General features: G+C 71.6%; 12 protein-coding genes. 2 read left to right on the plus strand and 10 right to left on the minus strand.

All coding sequences use genetic code 11. The annotated features are described in order from the left end of the window. Positions 1 to 125 precede the first annotated feature (125 nt). The 4 genes from ACIQID_RS08500 to recQ all read right to left on the minus strand — a co-directional run bounded on the left by ACIQID_RS08500 (position 126) and on the right by recQ (position 6,679). On the minus strand, positions 126 to 695 hold the full coding sequence (locus ACIQID_RS08500) for a DNA-3-methyladenine glycosylase I (protein ID WP_400283792.1): 570 nt from the start codon (positions 693 to 695) through the stop codon (positions 126 to 128). Positions 696 to 1,196: 501 nt separating this feature from the next. After that, on the minus strand, positions 1,197 to 2,243 hold the full coding sequence (locus ACIQID_RS08505) for an NAD(P)-dependent alcohol dehydrogenase (RefSeq protein ID WP_400283795.1): 1,047 nt from the start codon (positions 2,241 to 2,243) through the stop codon (positions 1,197 to 1,199). Between the two features lie 98 nt (positions 2,244 to 2,341). Then, on the minus strand, positions 2,342 to 4,405 hold the full coding sequence (locus tag ACIQID_RS08510; RefSeq protein ID WP_331201781.1) for an acyl-CoA dehydrogenase: 2,064 nt from the start codon (positions 4,403 to 4,405) through the stop codon (positions 2,342 to 2,344). 246 nt (positions 4,406 to 4,651) lie between these two features. Further along, complete coding sequence (gene recQ, locus ACIQID_RS08515) at positions 4,652 to 6,679, minus strand: DNA helicase RecQ (RefSeq protein ID WP_400283799.1); 2,028 nt, start codon at positions 6,677 to 6,679, stop codon at positions 4,652 to 4,654. A gap of 105 nt (positions 6,680 to 6,784) precedes the next feature. On the opposite strand from recQ, the gene ACIQID_RS08520 reads away from it, so the two are divergent. Further along, a complete protein-coding gene (locus ACIQID_RS08520) occupies positions 6,785 to 7,153 on the plus strand; it encodes a GNAT family N-acetyltransferase (protein ID WP_400283802.1) in 369 nt (122 codons plus the stop codon). Then, positions 7,150 to 8,067, plus strand: coding sequence for a pirin family protein (locus ACIQID_RS08525; protein WP_400283805.1), 918 nt, complete (start codon positions 7,150 to 7,152; stop codon positions 8,065 to 8,067). Before ACIQID_RS08520 ends, ACIQID_RS08525 begins: the two co-directional genes overlap by 4 nt. Positions 8,068 to 8,433: 366 nt before the next feature. Here ACIQID_RS08525 and ACIQID_RS08530 read toward each other — a convergent pair whose 3' ends face one another. The 6 genes from ACIQID_RS08530 to ACIQID_RS08555 form a co-directional block, all read right to left on the minus strand. After that, positions 8,434 to 9,891 carry a cation acetate symporter gene (locus ACIQID_RS08530; RefSeq protein WP_400283808.1) on the minus strand — a complete coding sequence of 486 codons (1,458 nt, stop codon included), beginning with the start codon at positions 9,889 to 9,891 and terminating at the stop codon, positions 8,434 to 8,436. Continuing rightward, positions 9,888 to 10,262, minus strand: coding sequence for a heavy metal transporter (locus tag ACIQID_RS08535; RefSeq protein WP_105949188.1), 375 nt, complete (start codon positions 10,260 to 10,262; stop codon positions 9,888 to 9,890). The genes ACIQID_RS08530 and ACIQID_RS08535 overlap by 4 nt, the downstream gene beginning before the upstream one ends. Then, positions 10,259 to 10,978, minus strand: a complete 720-nt coding sequence (locus tag ACIQID_RS08540; protein WP_400283811.1) for a LytR/AlgR family response regulator transcription factor — start codon at positions 10,976 to 10,978, stop codon at positions 10,259 to 10,261. The genes ACIQID_RS08535 and ACIQID_RS08540 overlap by 4 nt, the downstream gene beginning before the upstream one ends. An 8-nt stretch (positions 10,979 to 10,986) precedes the next feature. Continuing rightward, entirely contained in the window at positions 10,987 to 12,168 is a 1,182-nt protein-coding gene (locus tag ACIQID_RS08545; protein ID WP_312673900.1) for a histidine kinase, read from the minus strand. 110 nt (positions 12,169 to 12,278) lie between these two features. Beyond that, positions 12,279 to 12,524: a YbdD/YjiX family protein gene (locus ACIQID_RS08550; RefSeq protein WP_312673901.1), complete on the minus strand. Its 246-nt coding sequence runs from the start codon at positions 12,522 to 12,524 to the stop codon at positions 12,279 to 12,281. Position 12,525: 1 nt separating this feature from the next. After that, the gene (locus tag ACIQID_RS08555) at positions 12,526 to 14,811 is read right to left on the minus strand and encodes a carbon starvation CstA family protein (protein WP_060923062.1); all 2,286 of its coding nucleotides are present in this window, start codon (positions 14,809 to 14,811) and stop codon (positions 12,526 to 12,528) included. Between the last annotated feature and the right edge of the window lie 6 nt (positions 14,812 to 14,817).

The raw sequence follows: 14,817 nt of genomic DNA on the forward strand, positions 1-14,817 counted from the left end.
CTCCTCACGGTCTGATGGGAGACCGCGCGCCTGCAGCCACCCGGCGTCGTGCGCCGGGGGATCCCCCGATGTGCCGAGTATATCGGGCGAGGGCCTGTGGCCCCGCGCTCTTCTCCGACGCGAGGTCAGGCCTTCCAGCACCCCTCGATGTGGTCGTCCACCATGCCCGCCGACTGCATGAGGGCGTACATCGTCGTCGGGCCGACGAAGCGGAAACCGCGGCGCCGCAGTTCCTTGCTCAGCGCGGTCGACTCCGCCGTCACGGCGGGGACGTCGGCGAACTCGCGCGGCCGCGCTCCGGTCGCCGGCGGGGCGAACGACCACATCAGGGCGTCGAGCTCCCCGTCCGCCATCGACTCCACGATGCGCGCATTGCCGATCGTCGCGAGGATCTTGGCGCGGTTGCGGATGATGCCGACGTCTCCCATGAGGCGTTCCACGTCCGCGTCGTCGAATGCCGCCACGGCCTCGGGCACGAACCCCGCGAACACCTCGCGGAACCGCGGGCGCTTGCGCAGGATCGTGATCCAGGACAGTCCCGCCTGGAACCCCTCCAGGGCCATCTTCTCGAACAGCGCGCGGTCCCCGTGCAGCGGCGTCCCCCACTCCTCGTCGTGGTACCGGCGGTATTCTGCGTCGTCGCCGACCCAGGCGCAGCGCGCGCGGGAGTCAGGCCCCAGGAGGAGGGAGGTCATCCCCTCACCGTATCCACCCCCACCGACACCCCCGTCCCCGCCCGCATCCCCCCGCCCGCGTCCCCCCGTCCCCCGGTCCCGTCCCGCCCCGCACCACCGACGCAGGATCGAAAAGGTCCTTCCGAAACGGCCCAGCGGCACCTTTCCCATCCCGCACCCGCGGGCCTCCGACACGGGATCAAAACAGGCCCTTCGAGGCGGATCCGCGGCACCCTTCCCGTCCCGCATCAGATTGCCGTGACCTGGTGCGTCCGTTCCGCCCCCACACCTCGTCCTCCGCGCGGAGCGCTCCCGAGAGCAGCGCGGGATCAGAACTGTACCTGCGCGGCCCTCATCCAGAGCCTTTTCCGTCCTGGCCCAGCGACTCGACGGTCGCGGGATGGATATCGCTCCTCATTCGCGCACCGGAGGGGCGCTTTTGATCCCACACCGGATGGGACGGGCGGGACCGGGACCGGCGAGACCGGGGCGCGGACGGACCGGGAGCGGACGGGGGCGGGGTCAGTCGGCGAAGGTGGCGGCGTCGATGACGAAGCGGTAGCGGACGTCGGATGCGAGCACGCGCTCGTACGCCTCGTTGATGGCCGAGGCGGGGATGACCTCGATCTGCGCGGTGATGCCGTGCGCGGCGCAGAAGTCGAGCATCTCCTGGGTCTCCCGGATGCCGCCGATGTTCGAGCCGGCGATGGAGCGTCGTCCGGCGATCAGCGACCCCGCGTTCAGGGCGAGGGCCTCCGCGGGAGCACCGACGCACACGATGGTGCCGTCCACGTCGAGCAGCCCGAGGTAGGAGCGGAGGTCGATGACGGCGCTCACGGTGTTGAGGATCACGTCGAACGAGCCCCGCAGGTCGCGGAAGGTGTCGCGGTCGCCCGTCGCGAAGTAGCGGTCGGCGCCGAGGCGGAGGCCGTCGTCCTGCTTCGCGAGCGTCTGCGACAGCACGGTCACCTCCGCGCCGAGGGCGTGCGCGATCTGGACGCCCATGTGACCGAGGCCGCCGAGTCCGACCACCGCGACGCGCGTGCCCGGGCCGACCTTCCAGTGCCGCAGCGGCGAGTACGTGGTGATGCCCGCGCACAGCAGGGGAGCCGCCGCGTCCAGGGGCAGGGCGTCCGGGATGCGCAGCACGAAGTCCTCGGTGACGACGACCTGCTCGGAGTAGCCGCCCTGGGTGATCGTGCCGTCGCGGTCGACCGCTCCGTAGGTGCCGACGGCGCCCTGCGTGCAGAACTGCTCGTCGCCGCGGAGGCAGTACACGCACTCCCGGCACGAGTTCACCAGGCAGCCGACACCGACGCGGTCGCCGAGGGCGTGCTTCGTGACCTCGGATCCCACCGCGGCGACCGTTCCGGTGATCTCGTGTCCCGGGGCGAGCGGGTACTGCTGCGGGCCCCAGTCTCCGCGGACGGTGTGGATGTCGGAGTGGCAGATGCCGGCGAAGGCGATGTCGATGAGGATGTCGTGCGGGCCCAGCTCCCGGCGCTCGATGACGGTCTTCTCGAGCGGGGCGGCTTCGGCGGGGGCGGCGTAGGCGGTGACGGTCGACATGATGCTCCTCGGGTCGGTACTCGCCGAGACTATCCGCCCCCGCCGATGAATCCGCTGTCCGGAGGGCCCGGGCCGTCTGTGCGGCCCGGGCCGACCGCTCAGCGCTTCTGCCGCTTGAGGGTCTTCTCCAGGACGGGAGCCTGACCGGTGGCCTCGAGGTCGGCGTAGTAGGCGCGGGCCTCGTCCTGCCGCTGCTTCTCCGCGCCGCTCGCGATGGGAGCCCGCACGTGCTCGGGCTCGTAGCCGAACGCATCCACGAGGTCGAGCGCGTACGGACGCAGCCGCGCGCACAGCCGATCGATGTAGCTCGACACCGCCGCCGCCCGCTGGGTGGAGAGCCGCCCGTGGATGAGGTGCCAGGCGAGGTGCTTCTCGATGAGCTGCAGACCGAAGAGGTCGCGCAGCCAGGTCATGACCTTCTTCGTCTCGGCGTCGTCCATCGCGTGGACGGCGTCGGTGAAGGCCTCCCACTGCAGCAGCTCGCCGTGCGCCCTGGCCGCCTCGATGAGCTCGGCCTGGTTCTCGTTGAACAGCCGTGCCCCGAGCACCTTGTCCTTGCCGGCGGCACGCAGCCGGGTCGCGATGTCGGCGACCATCTGCTGCACGCGGCCCGCGAGGAGGTCGTGCTGCTGCTCCTCGCGCAGTCCGCGCTCCACCGACCGGGCGACCTGACCGAAGTCGGTCACCGCCTGACCGAGCTGACGGAGGCCGGCGCCGTGGAACACCTTGCCGGCGGTCATCCCCACGGCGTAGCGCGCGAGCGCCGCGGCGTCCTTGCCCTGGAACTGCTTCGCGTAGTCGGTCAGCAGCCGCTTGCCCACGAGCTGGAGCAGGACGTTGTTGTCGCCTTCGAACGTGACGTAGATGTCGAGGTCGGCACGGAGCCCGACGAGCCGGTTCTCGAACATGAAGCCGGCACCGCCGCACGCCTCGCGGGCTTCCTGCAGCGTGTCGAGCGCATGCCAGGTCGACAGCGGTTTGAGCGCCGCCGCGAGCGTCTCCAGGTCCTCCCGGTCGTCCGGGGTGTCGGTGCGGCCGGAGAAGACGCCGTCGAACTTCTGCAGGAACTCGTCGTGCGCGAAGATCTGCGCGTACGTGGTGGCCAGGCGCGGGAGCAGACGGCGCTGGTGCTTGCCGTAGTCCATCAGCACGACCTCCTGCCCGTCCGCACCGTCGAACTGGCGACGCTGCGTGGCGTAGGTGATCGCGATGTGCAGACCGAGCGCGGAGGCCCAGGAAGCGGCGCCGTCGAGCGAGACCCGTCCTTGCACGAGGGTGCCGAGCATCGTGAAGAAGCGGCGGCCGGGGCTGTCGATCGCGCTCGAGTAGGTACCGTCCGCGGCGACGTCGCCGTAGCGGTTCAACAGGTTCGTGCGCGGGATGCGCACCTGGTCGAAGGAGAGCCGGCCGTTGTCGATGCCGTTCAGTCCGCCCTTGAGGCCGTCGTCCTCGCGGCCGATGCCCGGCAGATCCACCCCGTCCTCGCCGCGCAGGGGCACGTAGAAGCAGTGCACGCCGTGGTTGACGCCGTTCGTGATGAGCTGGGCGAAGACCGTCGCCGCGATGCCGTGCAGCGCCGCGTTGCCGAGGTACTCCTTCACAGCTCCCCGGAACGGCGTGTGGATGACGAACTCCTCCGTCTCCGGGTCGTAGGTGGCGGTGGTGCCGACCGCGGCGACGTCGGAGCCGTGCCCGATCTCGGTCATCGCGAACGCGCCGGGGATCGACAGGTCCATGACACCGGGGAGCCAGGTGTCGTGGTGCTCCTTCGTGCCGAGCTGCAGGATCGCGGAGCCGAAGAGGCCCCACTGCACGCCCGACTTGATCTGCAGGCTCGGGTCGGCGGCGACGAGCTCCTCGAATCCGGCGATGTTGCCGCCGTTGTTCTCCTCGCCGCCGAAGCGCTTCGGGAACGCCCGGTGCACGGCCTTGTTGTCGACGAGGAGGTGGAGCTGGCTGAGCACGCGCTCGCGGTGGTCGTCCTTGCCGAGCTCGTCCTTCCGCCAGAACGCGGAGTCCTTGATCATCTCGCGGGCCTGGCGGCGCACGTCGCCCCAGGTGCCCATCAGGGCGTCGTTCAGGCGGGCGACATCGATCCGCGGGGCGGTCGCGCTCTCGCGCGGGTCAGGTGTCGTCGAAGGGCGGACGGCGGCGTCGACCATGAGCGTTCCTCTCGGAGAGACGAAGGTGGATGCCTCTCATGGTAGGTGTGCGACAAAACGACACGAAGTCCCCTGTCCGCATCCTCCAACCATCGGCCGCCCCGTCCGCGCCTGTCGTTGTCGGCTCGCGACAGGATCCGCCGCGGCACCTCCGTCGACCCACCCTCTTCCGTGCGTCCCGGCCCCCTGCGAGCGTCCGTGAAGGGGCGGCTCGCACGGAAGGGGGTGGGTCGACGGGAGGGAGCGTCAGGAGGCGGCGATGACGGCGAGGACGCCGTCGCCGTAGGCCTCGCGCTTCTTCGCACCGATTCCGGTGATGCCGTCGAGGTCGGCGTGCGACGTGGGCCGATGCTCCGCGAGAGCACGGAGCGTGGCATCGCCGAAGACGATGTACGCCGGGACGCCCTGTTCCCTGGCCGTCTCGGCCCGCCAGGCCCGCAGCGCCTCGAACAGCTCCCGGTCTCCGGCGTCGAGGGCGTCGGCGGCACTCGCCTTGCGGGCCCGGGACGGCGAGGACGGGCGTCCGATCGTGTCTTTCCGGAGCGGCACCGCGGTCTCGCCGCGCAGCACCCCGGCCGCGGCCTCTCCGGGAGCGAGCGTGCCGTAGTCGCCCTGCGCGACGAGGATGCCCCGGGCGAGGAGCTGGCGCACCACGCTCCGCCAGTCCTGGTCTGAGAGGTCGGCGCCGATGCCGTAGGTCGCGAGGGCGTCGTGCCGCTGCTGGCGGATGCGCTCGGTCGAGGCCCCGCGGAGGATGTCGATGAGGTGCCCCGCGCCGAACGCCTGATTCCGCTCGCGCTTGAGCCGCACGATCGTGGACAGCAGCTTCTGCGCGGGGACGAGCCCGTCGAAGGTCGCCGTGTCGTCGAGGCACGTGTCGCAGTTGCCGCACGGCTGCGAGTCCTGACCGAAGTACCCGAGGAGGTTCTGCCGACGGCACTCCACCGTCTCGCACAGCGCGAGCATCGCGTCGAGGTGCTGCCCCATCCGCATCTTGAAGTTGCGGTCGCCGGGACTCTGATCGATCAGACGGCGCTGCTGCACCACATCGCCGAGCCCGTACGCCATCCACGCCACGGACGGCTCGCCGTCGCGGCCGGCGCGGCCGGTCTCCTGGTAGTACCCCTCGACCGACTTCGGCAGATCGATGTGGGCGACGAAGCGCACGTCGGGCTTGTCGATGCCCATGCCGAACGCGATGGTCGCCACCATCACGACGCCGTCTTCGCGGAGGAAGCGCGACTGGTTCGCCGCCCGCACCTCGGCGGGCAGACCGGCGTGGTACGGCAACGCGTCGAGACCCTGCGCGGCGAGATAGGTCGCGGTCTGCTCGACGGACTTGCGGCTGAGCGCGTAGACGATGCCCGCCGCCCCCTCCGGCTGCGACCGGATGAACTGCACGAGCTGCTTGCGGGGATCGACCTTCGGGACGATGCGGTACTGGATGTTGGGGCGATCGAAGCTCGCCACGAAGTGCTGCGCCGCGTCGAGGTGCAGGCGCTCGGTGAGCTCCTTGTGGGTGGCCCGCGTCGCGGTCGCGGTCAGGGCCATGCGGGGGACGCCGGGGAACCGCTCACCCAGGTCGCCGAGGGCGAGGTAGTCGGGCCGGAAGTCGTGACCCCACTGCGACACGCAGTGCGCCTCGTCGATCGCGATGACGCTGAGCGTGCCGCGCTGCAGGAGAGCGGTCGTCTGCGCGCCCGACAGCCGCTCCGGGGCGACGTAGAGGAGGTCGAGCTCCCCGGCGACATAGGCGCGCTCGACCTCGCGGCGCTCCTCGATCGACTGGGTGGAGTTGAGGTACGCGGCCTTCACGCCGTTGGCGCGCAGCGCGTCGACCTGGTCGTGCATGAGCGCGATGAGCGGGCTGATGACCAGTCCGGTGCCCTCGCGCACGAGAGCGGGCACCTGGTACGTGATGCTCTTGCCGCCGCCGGTGGGCATCAGGACGACGGCGTCGCCGCCGCCGATGACCTGCTCGACGATGGCCGCCTGGTCGCCGCGGAAGTCGTCGTAGCCGAACACGGTGTGCAGTGCCTCGCGGGCCGTCGCGTACCGGCTGGGCGTGGCGCGGCGGACGACCGGCGCGGTGGTCACCGCGGTCGTCGGACCCGGACCCCAGTCGAGGGGCGGCTCGAAGCCCGCGCCCTGCGGCTCCCAGTCCATCGGCTCCGGCGGCTCGGTCGGCTCCCACCCGTCGTCCCAGGGCTGGTCGGATGCCGCGTCCGGCTCGGGGATCCATCCGTCGTACGGATCACGGGGAGTCTGCGGCATCCCTCCAGCGTAATCACCCCGACGGACAGCGGCACGGCGACGTCCACAGGCCCGCACCCTCGATCCCGGGCGTAGGTTGGTTCCAGACGCCGGAAGGAGCATCCGATGACCGACATCACCGTGACCCGCAACGACGAGGCCTCCCGCTACGAGATCCGTTCCGATGACGTGCTGGCCGGGTTCGCCGAGTTCGACACCCGCCCCGGCGCGATCCGGTTCCTGCACACCGAGATCGACCCCGCTTTCCAGGGCCAGGGCCTGGCCGGGAAGCTCGCCGCGGCGGCACTGACCGACGTGGCGTCGACGGGCGACGCGATCGTGCCGCTCTGCCCGTACATCGCGAAGTACCTCCAGACGCACGAGGTGCCCGGCGCCGAGATCCGCTGGCCGCAGCGCCCGGGGTCGACGGCGGACGCTCCGGTGCAGGAGAAGTCGACCGGCGCGGACGAGGACCCCACGGGCAGGGCGGAATGATCGGGCAGCGCCGGATCGTCCTCGAGCCGCGGGCGGTCCCGCTCGGCGGCGTGCGCGGCATGGAGGTGCTGCGGGTGCTGCCGCATCGCAACCTCCCCACCATCGGCGCCTGGTGCTTCCTCGACAGGTTCGGCCCGGCCGAGACCCGGATGCGCGTCGAGCCGCATCCGCACATCGGTCTGCAGACGGTGACCTGGCCGCTCGTCGGCGAGATCCGGCACCGCGATTCGCTGGGCAGCGACGCCGACCTCCGGCGCGGACAGCTCAACCTCATGACCGCGGGCGACGGCATCTCGCATTCGGAGTACTCCGTGGGCGAGGGCCCCGTCCCGCTCGACGCGCTGCAGTTCTGGGTCGTGCTCCCGGAGTCCGCGCGCCACGGCGACGGCGGCTTCGAGCGGCACACCGACTTGCCGACGACGACCCTCTCGGCCGCGACCGGATCGGACGCCACGGCCACGGTCGTGCTCGGCGAGTTCGCGGGCGTGCACTCGCCGGCGACCGTGCACACGCCGATCGTCGGGGCGGAGATCGTCGTGCCGGCCGGAACCACGGTGCGCCTGCCGCTGCGGCCGGAGTGGGAGCACGCGCTGCTCCTCGTCGAGGGCGACGCCGCCGTCCCCGAGCACGCGATGACCCGCAACGACATGCTCTACCTCGGCGATTCCCGCGACGGCATCGAGGTGGCCAGCAGCGAAGGCGGGCTGCTGTTCCTCCTCGGGGGTGAGCCGTTCGAGGACGAGATCGTCATGTGGTGGAACTTCGCCGGGCGCTCGCACGACGAGATCGCCGCCGCCCGCGAGGACTGGGAGGCCGCATCCCCCCGGTTCGGCGTCGTCGAGGGGCACGACCAGCGCATCCCCGCGCCGCCGCTCCCCCCGGTGCGCCTGATGCCGCGCACCCGCACCCTCTGACCCCCGCACAGGCACTCCCGCACAGGCACTCCCGCCAGTTCAGGCGCTCCCCACCCTCCCTGCCTGCTCCCCCGCCATTGCCTGCCCTCGCGCGCGACCTCGCTGACACTCCCGAACAGGCACCCGCGCCAACACAGGCACTCACGCCAGTTCAGGCACCCACGCCAGTTCAGGCACCCACGCCAGTTCAGGCACTCCTGGTCCTGCCTGCCTGTTCTCGCGCCAGTGCCTGCCGTCGCGCTGGAGCCCCCTGACCCGACCACACCTACCCCTCCCGCTCTTCAGGCACTCACGCCGGCTCAGGCTCGATGGGCTTTCACCTGCCTGAACCCGCGTGATCGCCTGTTCCAAGAGGCAGAAGGGGACTCAGGCGCGGTCGGGGGTGTGCACGCGGGCGAGGAAGCGGTCCGTGCGGGGGGAGGGTCCGCGAGGGTCGAGCAGCGACACGGCGACCGTGACCCCGGTCGCCAGCGGGATCGTCCAGGCGGCGGGCTGCGCGAGGTACGGTGCCGCGACGCCGACCCCATCCACCGCGGCGTGCACGAGCAGGGCGAGCCCGGTCGCGACACCGCCGCACACCATGCCCGCGACCGCCCCGCGCGCGGTGAGGCCCCGCCACCACACGCCCAGCAGCACCACGGGCGAGAGCGTCGACGCCGCCACGACGAACACCACCCCCACGCTCGCCACGAGTCCCGCGGGAACCGTGAGCAGCGCGACCCCCAGCGGCACGAGCGCGCACAGCACCGCGGACAGCCGGAAGGAGCGCACAGAGCCGGAGAAGACGTCCTGACTGATGACCCCCGCGAGCGAGACCACGAGCCCGGCCGACGTCGCCAGGAACGCGGCGAAGGCCCCGGCGACGATGAGCGCCGTCAGCAGCTCACCCGCGAGCCCAGGGAACACCCGCGACGGGAGCTGCAGCACCACGGTGTCGGCGATCCCCGGCTGCGCGAGGTCCGGGGCGGCGATCCGCGCCAGCAGCCCCATCGCGCTCGACACCGCGTAGAACGCGCTCACCATGGCGATGACGATCACGGTGGTCCGCCGCGCGGAGGCTCCGGTCGGGCTCGTGTAGAACCGCACCAGGACGTGCGGCAGCCCCATCGTGCCGAGGAGGAGGGCGAGCAGCAGCGACGCGGTCTCGTAGGCGTCGAAGCCGGACGGCCCGGCCTCGGCGGGGAAGACGAGGGCGGGATCGAAGTCGTGCGGCCCGCCGCTCAGGGCGAACGCGATGCACACCACCGGCACCAGGAGCGCGGTGAGCTTGAGCCAGTACTGGAACGCCTGCACGAAGGTGATCGCGCGCATGCCGCCCGCGGCGACCGCCGCCGCCACGAGCACCGCGATCGTCACGGCGCCGACCCACTCCGGCAGCCCGGCGACCACGACGAGCGTGATGCCCGCGCCGTGCAGCTGCGGCACGATGTAGAGCCAGCCGATGATGAGCACCGCGAGGCTGGTGACGCGGCGCGCGGCGGTCGAGCCGAGCCGGGCCTCGACGAAGTCGGGGATCGTGTACGCCCCGCTGCGACGCAGGGGCGCGGCCACGAAGACGAGCACCAGCAGGTACCCCGCGGCGTACCCGATCGGGAACCAGAACCCGCGGGCGCCGTCCAGCAGCACCAGCCCGGAGAGGCCGAGGAAGGTGCCGGCCGACAGGTACTCGCCGCTGATGGCCGAGGCGTTCCAGACCGGACGCACCGTACGCGACGCCACGAAGAAGTCGCTCGTCGTGCGCGACACCCGCAGCCCGTACACGCCGATGAGGAGGGTGGCGATCACGACCAGGGCGACCCCGACGAGGTCGAGCACGGCGTTCACTCGCGGTCCCGCAGGGCGCGGTACCGCCGCTCGTTGCGGACCGCCGTGCGCACGTACAGCACCGCGAAGACGAGGATCACCGGGTAGAACGCGAAGGCCTGGAGGAGCCACGACAGTGGCAGCCCGCCGAGGACGACGGCGTCGATCTCCGGGATGAGCGCGATCCCGAGTGCCAGGGCGACGACGACCACCACGAAGCCGGCGACGGTGCCGAGGGCGAGCCGGAGCTGACTGCGCATCAGGGCACGGGCGTAGACGGCGTCGGCCTCCGCGACCGGGGCTCCGGGCAGCGCGATGCCCCGCGTGGCGGCGGAGGAACGGCGGGGCGGGGTGTCCGCGGTGACCCGCACCCGCTTCGGCGCCTCGGTCATCCGGCCCCCTCTCCGCGCACGAGGGCCTCCCGCACCGCCGCGACGAGCCTTCTGCTCACCGGCAGCACGGCTGTACCGACGACCACGACGGGTTCCCCGCCCGACAGCCGCGCCTCGGTCACCGCGCCGATCCGGACGAGGGTGGAGCGGTGGATGCGGAGGAATCCGGCCGGCGCCCACCGCGTCTCGAGCTCGGAGAGGGGGGTGCGCACGAGATGACCGGGCCCGTCGTCCTCGGTGTGCAGGCGCGCGTAGTCGCCCTGCGCCTGCACCCAGCGCACGTCGCTGCGCCGGACGAACCGCACGGACGCACCCACGGTCACCGGCAGCACCTCGTCCTCGCCGCGCGGCGCGGCCTCCTGCGCGACCACCCTGTCCACCGCGCTGCGCAGCCGTTCCCGCCGGACGGGTTTGAGGAGGTAGTCCGCCGCGCGCAGTTCGAACGCCTCGACCGCGCGGGCCTCGTCGGCGGTGACGAACACGACCGCGGGCGGTTCCGCGAGGCCGAGGAGCGCGCGGGCGAGCTCGGTGCCGAGAAGGCCGGGCATGTGGATGTCGAGGAAGGCGATCCGCACCGCACGCGCGGAGAGCTGACGCAGCGCGTCGGCGCCGTTGCCCGCGGTGAGGATCTCGCCGATGCGCGGGTCGGCGCGCAGCAGGTGCACGAGCTCGTCGAGGGCCGGCTGCTCGTCGTCGGCGACGAGGACGTCGATCATGCCGCTCCTCAGTCGTCGTCCGGGTCGTGGAGGGGCTGCGATTTCGGGACTCGCATGCGCACCAGGGTACCCGCGCCGGCGTTGGTCTCCACGACCAGACCTCCCCCGGTGCCGTAGACCTGGCGGAGCCGGGTGTCGACGTTGCGCAGACCCACGTGACCGCCCTCCTCACGCGCCGTCAGCAGGGCGCGCAGCCCGTCCGGGTCCATGCCCACGCCGTCGTCCTCGACGAGGATCTCGGTGTGCGTGCCGTCGTCGCGGGAGGTGATGCGGATCTCGCCCCCGCCCTCCCCCGGCTCCAGGCCGTGCCGCACCGCGTTCTCCACGAGCGGCTGCACCGAGAGGAAGGGGATGACCGTCGCGAGCGTCTCCGGCGCGATCTGCAGCGTCACCCGCAGGCGTTCGCCGAACCGCGCCCGCTCCAGTTCGAGGTAGGAGTGGATGCTGCCCAGCTCCTCCGCGAGGGTGGTGAACTCTCCCTGCCGGCGGAAGGAGTAGCGGGTGAAGTCGGCGAACTCGAGCACGAGGTCCCGGGCCCGGTCCGGGTCGGTCGTGATGAACGAGGCGATCGCGGTGAGGGCGTTGTAGATGAAGTGCGGGGAGATCTGGGCACGCAGAGCCCGGAGCTCCGCCTCGGCGAGCTGGGTGCGGGAGGCCTCGAGTCCGCCGAGCTCGACCTGCGCCGCGCACCAGTCGGCGACCTCCTCCGCCGCCCGCACGAGCGCGGCCCGCGCCGGCGACGCGAACGCGACGACCACCCCGACCGTCACCCCGTCGACGAGGATGGGCGCGCCGACCGCCTCCAGGTCGTCCGTCCGCGAGGGCGCGGGGAACACCTGCCGCCGCCCGGACGCGCGCACCTGGGCGGCGATGCGCACGGCGGCGGATTCGAGCCCGTCCGCGGCGCCGTCCAGGGTGACCGTGTCGTCCTCGCCGACGATGGCGACCGCGGCGCTGCCCAGCAGGGCGCGCAGGTGCCGGGCGGCCTTGACGGCATCCGGCCCGGTCAATCCGCCGCGGAGGTGCGGGGCGGCGAGGCTCGCCTGATGCAGCGCCCGCAGCGCCCCCTGCTCCGCCTCGCTGCCGAGGTCGGCGGACCCGCGGGCGAACCGCCGGGCGAGCAGCAACAGCGCCGTGAGGGCGATGCCGCCGAGCGCGCCGAGGATCGCGGCGAGGACGACGTCGTTCATGCGCTCAGCCTAGGGACGCGTCGGCAGGCTCAGCGACCCGCGCTTCGACAGGCTCAGCGACCCACCCTGGGTCCCTGAGCCTGTCGAAGGGCCGTGAGCCTGTCGAGGGGTCAGCAGCAGCGGGCACCGGGATTGCGGTCCTGGTCGTCCATCCGCTGACGCCAGAACTGCCGCTCCGTCACCGGCTCCTCGTCCGGATGATGCCGCCGGTGATGGGCGACGTACGTGGCGTACGCGGTGTCGCCCATCAGCGTCGTCATGTACCAGCGGATGCCGCGACCGACCCGGCCGAGGGCGCTCCACAGCGCCCGCAGCGGGGAGGTCGCGGCATCCGTCCGATCCACCGTGGAGGTCATCTCAGTGCCGTGCCGCCGCGCGCTCTTCGGCGAGGATCGGCTCCCACTGCTTCTCGAGCTCGCGCTCTTCCGCGTCGGGGAGGAACCCGGCCGGGGCGAAGCGGCGCGACGGGACGGGCGGGTCCTCGGTGTTCTCGCCGCCGCCGTTGCGGATCGCCTTCACGGTCGCGATGACCGCCATGACGATGACGATGATCGCGAGCACCACGAAGATGATCGACAGCGTGCCCTGCACCGCGGTGTTGCGGATGACGGCCTGCAGCACCTCCGGCGCGCCGAGCGTGGTGTCACCGGAGTTCAGCGCCTCCAGGTAGCGGAAGTGGTTCGCCCAGTATCCGATCGCCGGCACCGGCGAGAAGATCTTGTAGAGCGAGGCCGTGATGGTGACGACCGCGGTGAAGGCGAGCGGCAGCGCGATGATCCACAGCCACCGGAAGTAGCTGCGACCACGCTTGGCGACGATGGCCAGCACCACGGCGAGCGCGATCGCCGCGAGCAGCTGGTTCGCGATGCCGAACAGCGGGAAGAAGGTGTTGATGCCGCCGAGCGGATCGGTGACGCCGAGGATGAGGATCGCTCCCCAGCCGGCCACCATGATCGCGGTGCAGATCCACACCCCGGGACGCCAGGAGACGTCGCGGAACTTCGGGAACCAGGCGCCGATCGAGTCCTGCAGCATGAAGCGGGCGACCCGGGTTCCGGCGTCCACCGCCGTGAGGATGAACAGGGCCTCGAACATGATCGCGAAGTGGTACCAGAACGCCATCAGCGCCTGTCCGCCGAGGGCCTGCTGCATGATGTGCGCGAGGCCGAGCGCGAGCGTCGGAGCCCCTCCGGTGCGCGAGACGATCGACTCCTCGCCGACGGCCGCCGCCGTGCCCGTGAGCATGTCGGGGGTGAGGTTCACCCCGGTCAGCCCGAGCGAGTTCACGAAGGCGACCGCTCCCTCCACGGTGCCCCCGGTCGCGGCGGCCGGGGCGTTCATGGCGAAGTAGATGCCCTGGTCGATCGAGATCGCGGCGACGAGGGCCATGATCGCGACGAACGACTCCATGAGCATGCCGCCGTAGCCGATGAACCGGGTCTGCCGCTCCTTCTCCACGAGCTTCGGTGTGGTGCCCGACGCGATCAGCGCATGGAACCCGGACAACGCGCCGCACGCGATCGTCACGAACAGGAAGGGGAAGAGCGGCCCGGCGAACACCGGACCCATGCCGTTCTCGCCGAAGATGCTGACCGCGGGGACCGAGATCTCCGGACGCACGAGGACGATCGCGCCGGCGAGCATCACGATGACGCCGATCTTCATGAACGTGGAGAGGTAGTCGCGGGGCGCGAGCAGCAGCCACACCGGCAGCACCGCGGCGATGAAGCCGTAGATGATGATGCCCCACGCGATCGTGGTGCGGTCGAGGTGGAAGAGCGCCTGACCCCACTCGGTGCCGGCGACCCAGCCGCCGCCGATGATCGCGGCCATGAGCAGCACGAAGCCGATGATCGAGACCTCGGTCACCTTGCCCGGACGCAGGTAGCGGAGGTACACGCCCATGAAGAGGGCGATCGGGATGGTCATCGCGACGGAGAAGACGCCCCACGGGCTCTCGCCGAGGGCGTTGACGACGACGAGCGCGAGGATCGCGACGATGATGAGCATGATGAGCAGCGAGGCGATGATCGCCGCGGTGCCGCCGATCTTGCCGAGCTCCTGACGCGCCATCTGGCCGATGGTCCGGCCGCCGCGCCGCATCGAGAAGAACAGCACCGTGTAGTCCTGCACGGCTCCCGCGAGCACGACGCCCACGATGATCCAGATGGTGCCGGGGAGGTACCCCATCTGCGCCGCGAGCACGGGGCCGACGAGCGGTCCGGCGCCGGCGATGGCGGCGAAGTGATGACCGTAGAGCACCCGGCGGTCGGTGGGGACGTAGTCCTTGCCGTCCTGCTTCACCTCGGCGGGCGTGGCCCGGCGGTCGTCGGGGCGGGTGATGTACCGCTCGATGACCTTGGAGTAGAAGCGGTAGCCGATCAGGTAGGTGCAGACGGCGGCGAACACGAACCAGATCGCGTTCACGGTCTCGCCGCGCACGATGGCGAGCATCACCCAGGCGACGCCGCCGAGGAGGGCGATGGCCGTCCACAGCAGGATCTTCGGCAGGGTCCAGCGGCGGCTCTTGGCCTCGTGCTCCGCGGAGAGGGCGACGGGTGGGAGGTTCGGGTCGGTCTCGATGACGGGGTCGTCGTCGACGAGCCCGGCGCCGTCGCGGCGGCGCGACGAAGGTGCGGTCATGGGGTT

It is taken from the genome of Microbacterium sp. NPDC091676 (assembly GCF_044756645.1).
GTDB lineage: Bacteria > Actinomycetota > Actinomycetes > Actinomycetales > Microbacteriaceae > Microbacterium > Microbacterium paraoxydans_D.

Bases quoted from the DNA above. Each gene is read 5' to 3' on its own strand.
- ACIQID_RS08500 (WP_400283792.1), bottom strand. From the start codon at position 695: ATGACCTCCCTCCTCCTGGGGCCTGACTCCCGCGCGCGCTGCGCCTGG.
- ACIQID_RS08505 (WP_400283795.1), bottom strand. From the start codon at position 2,243: ATGTCGACCGTCACCGCCTACGCCGCCCCCGCCGAAGCCGCCCCGCTC.
- ACIQID_RS08510 (WP_331201781.1), bottom strand. From the start codon at position 4,405: ATGGTCGACGCCGCCGTCCGCCCTTCGACGACACCTGACCCGCGCGAG.
- recQ (WP_400283799.1), bottom strand. From the start codon at position 6,679: ATGCCGCAGACTCCCCGTGATCCGTACGACGGATGGATCCCCGAGCCG.
- ACIQID_RS08520 (WP_400283802.1), top strand. From the start codon at position 6,785: ATGACCGACATCACCGTGACCCGCAACGACGAGGCCTCCCGCTACGAG.
- ACIQID_RS08525 (WP_400283805.1), top strand. From the start codon at position 7,150: ATGATCGGGCAGCGCCGGATCGTCCTCGAGCCGCGGGCGGTCCCGCTC.
- ACIQID_RS08535 (WP_105949188.1), bottom strand. From the start codon at position 10,262: ATGACCGAGGCGCCGAAGCGGGTGCGGGTCACCGCGGACACCCCGCCC.
- ACIQID_RS08540 (WP_400283811.1), bottom strand. From the start codon at position 10,978: ATGATCGACGTCCTCGTCGCCGACGACGAGCAGCCGGCCCTCGACGAG.
- ACIQID_RS08545 (WP_312673900.1), bottom strand. From the start codon at position 12,168: ATGAACGACGTCGTCCTCGCCGCGATCCTCGGCGCGCTCGGCGGCATC.
- ACIQID_RS08550 (WP_312673901.1), bottom strand. From the start codon at position 12,524: ATGACCTCCACGGTGGATCGGACGGATGCCGCGACCTCCCCGCTGCGG.
- ACIQID_RS08555 (WP_060923062.1), bottom strand. From the start codon at position 14,811: ATGACCGCACCTTCGTCGCGCCGCCGCGACGGCGCCGGGCTCGTCGAC.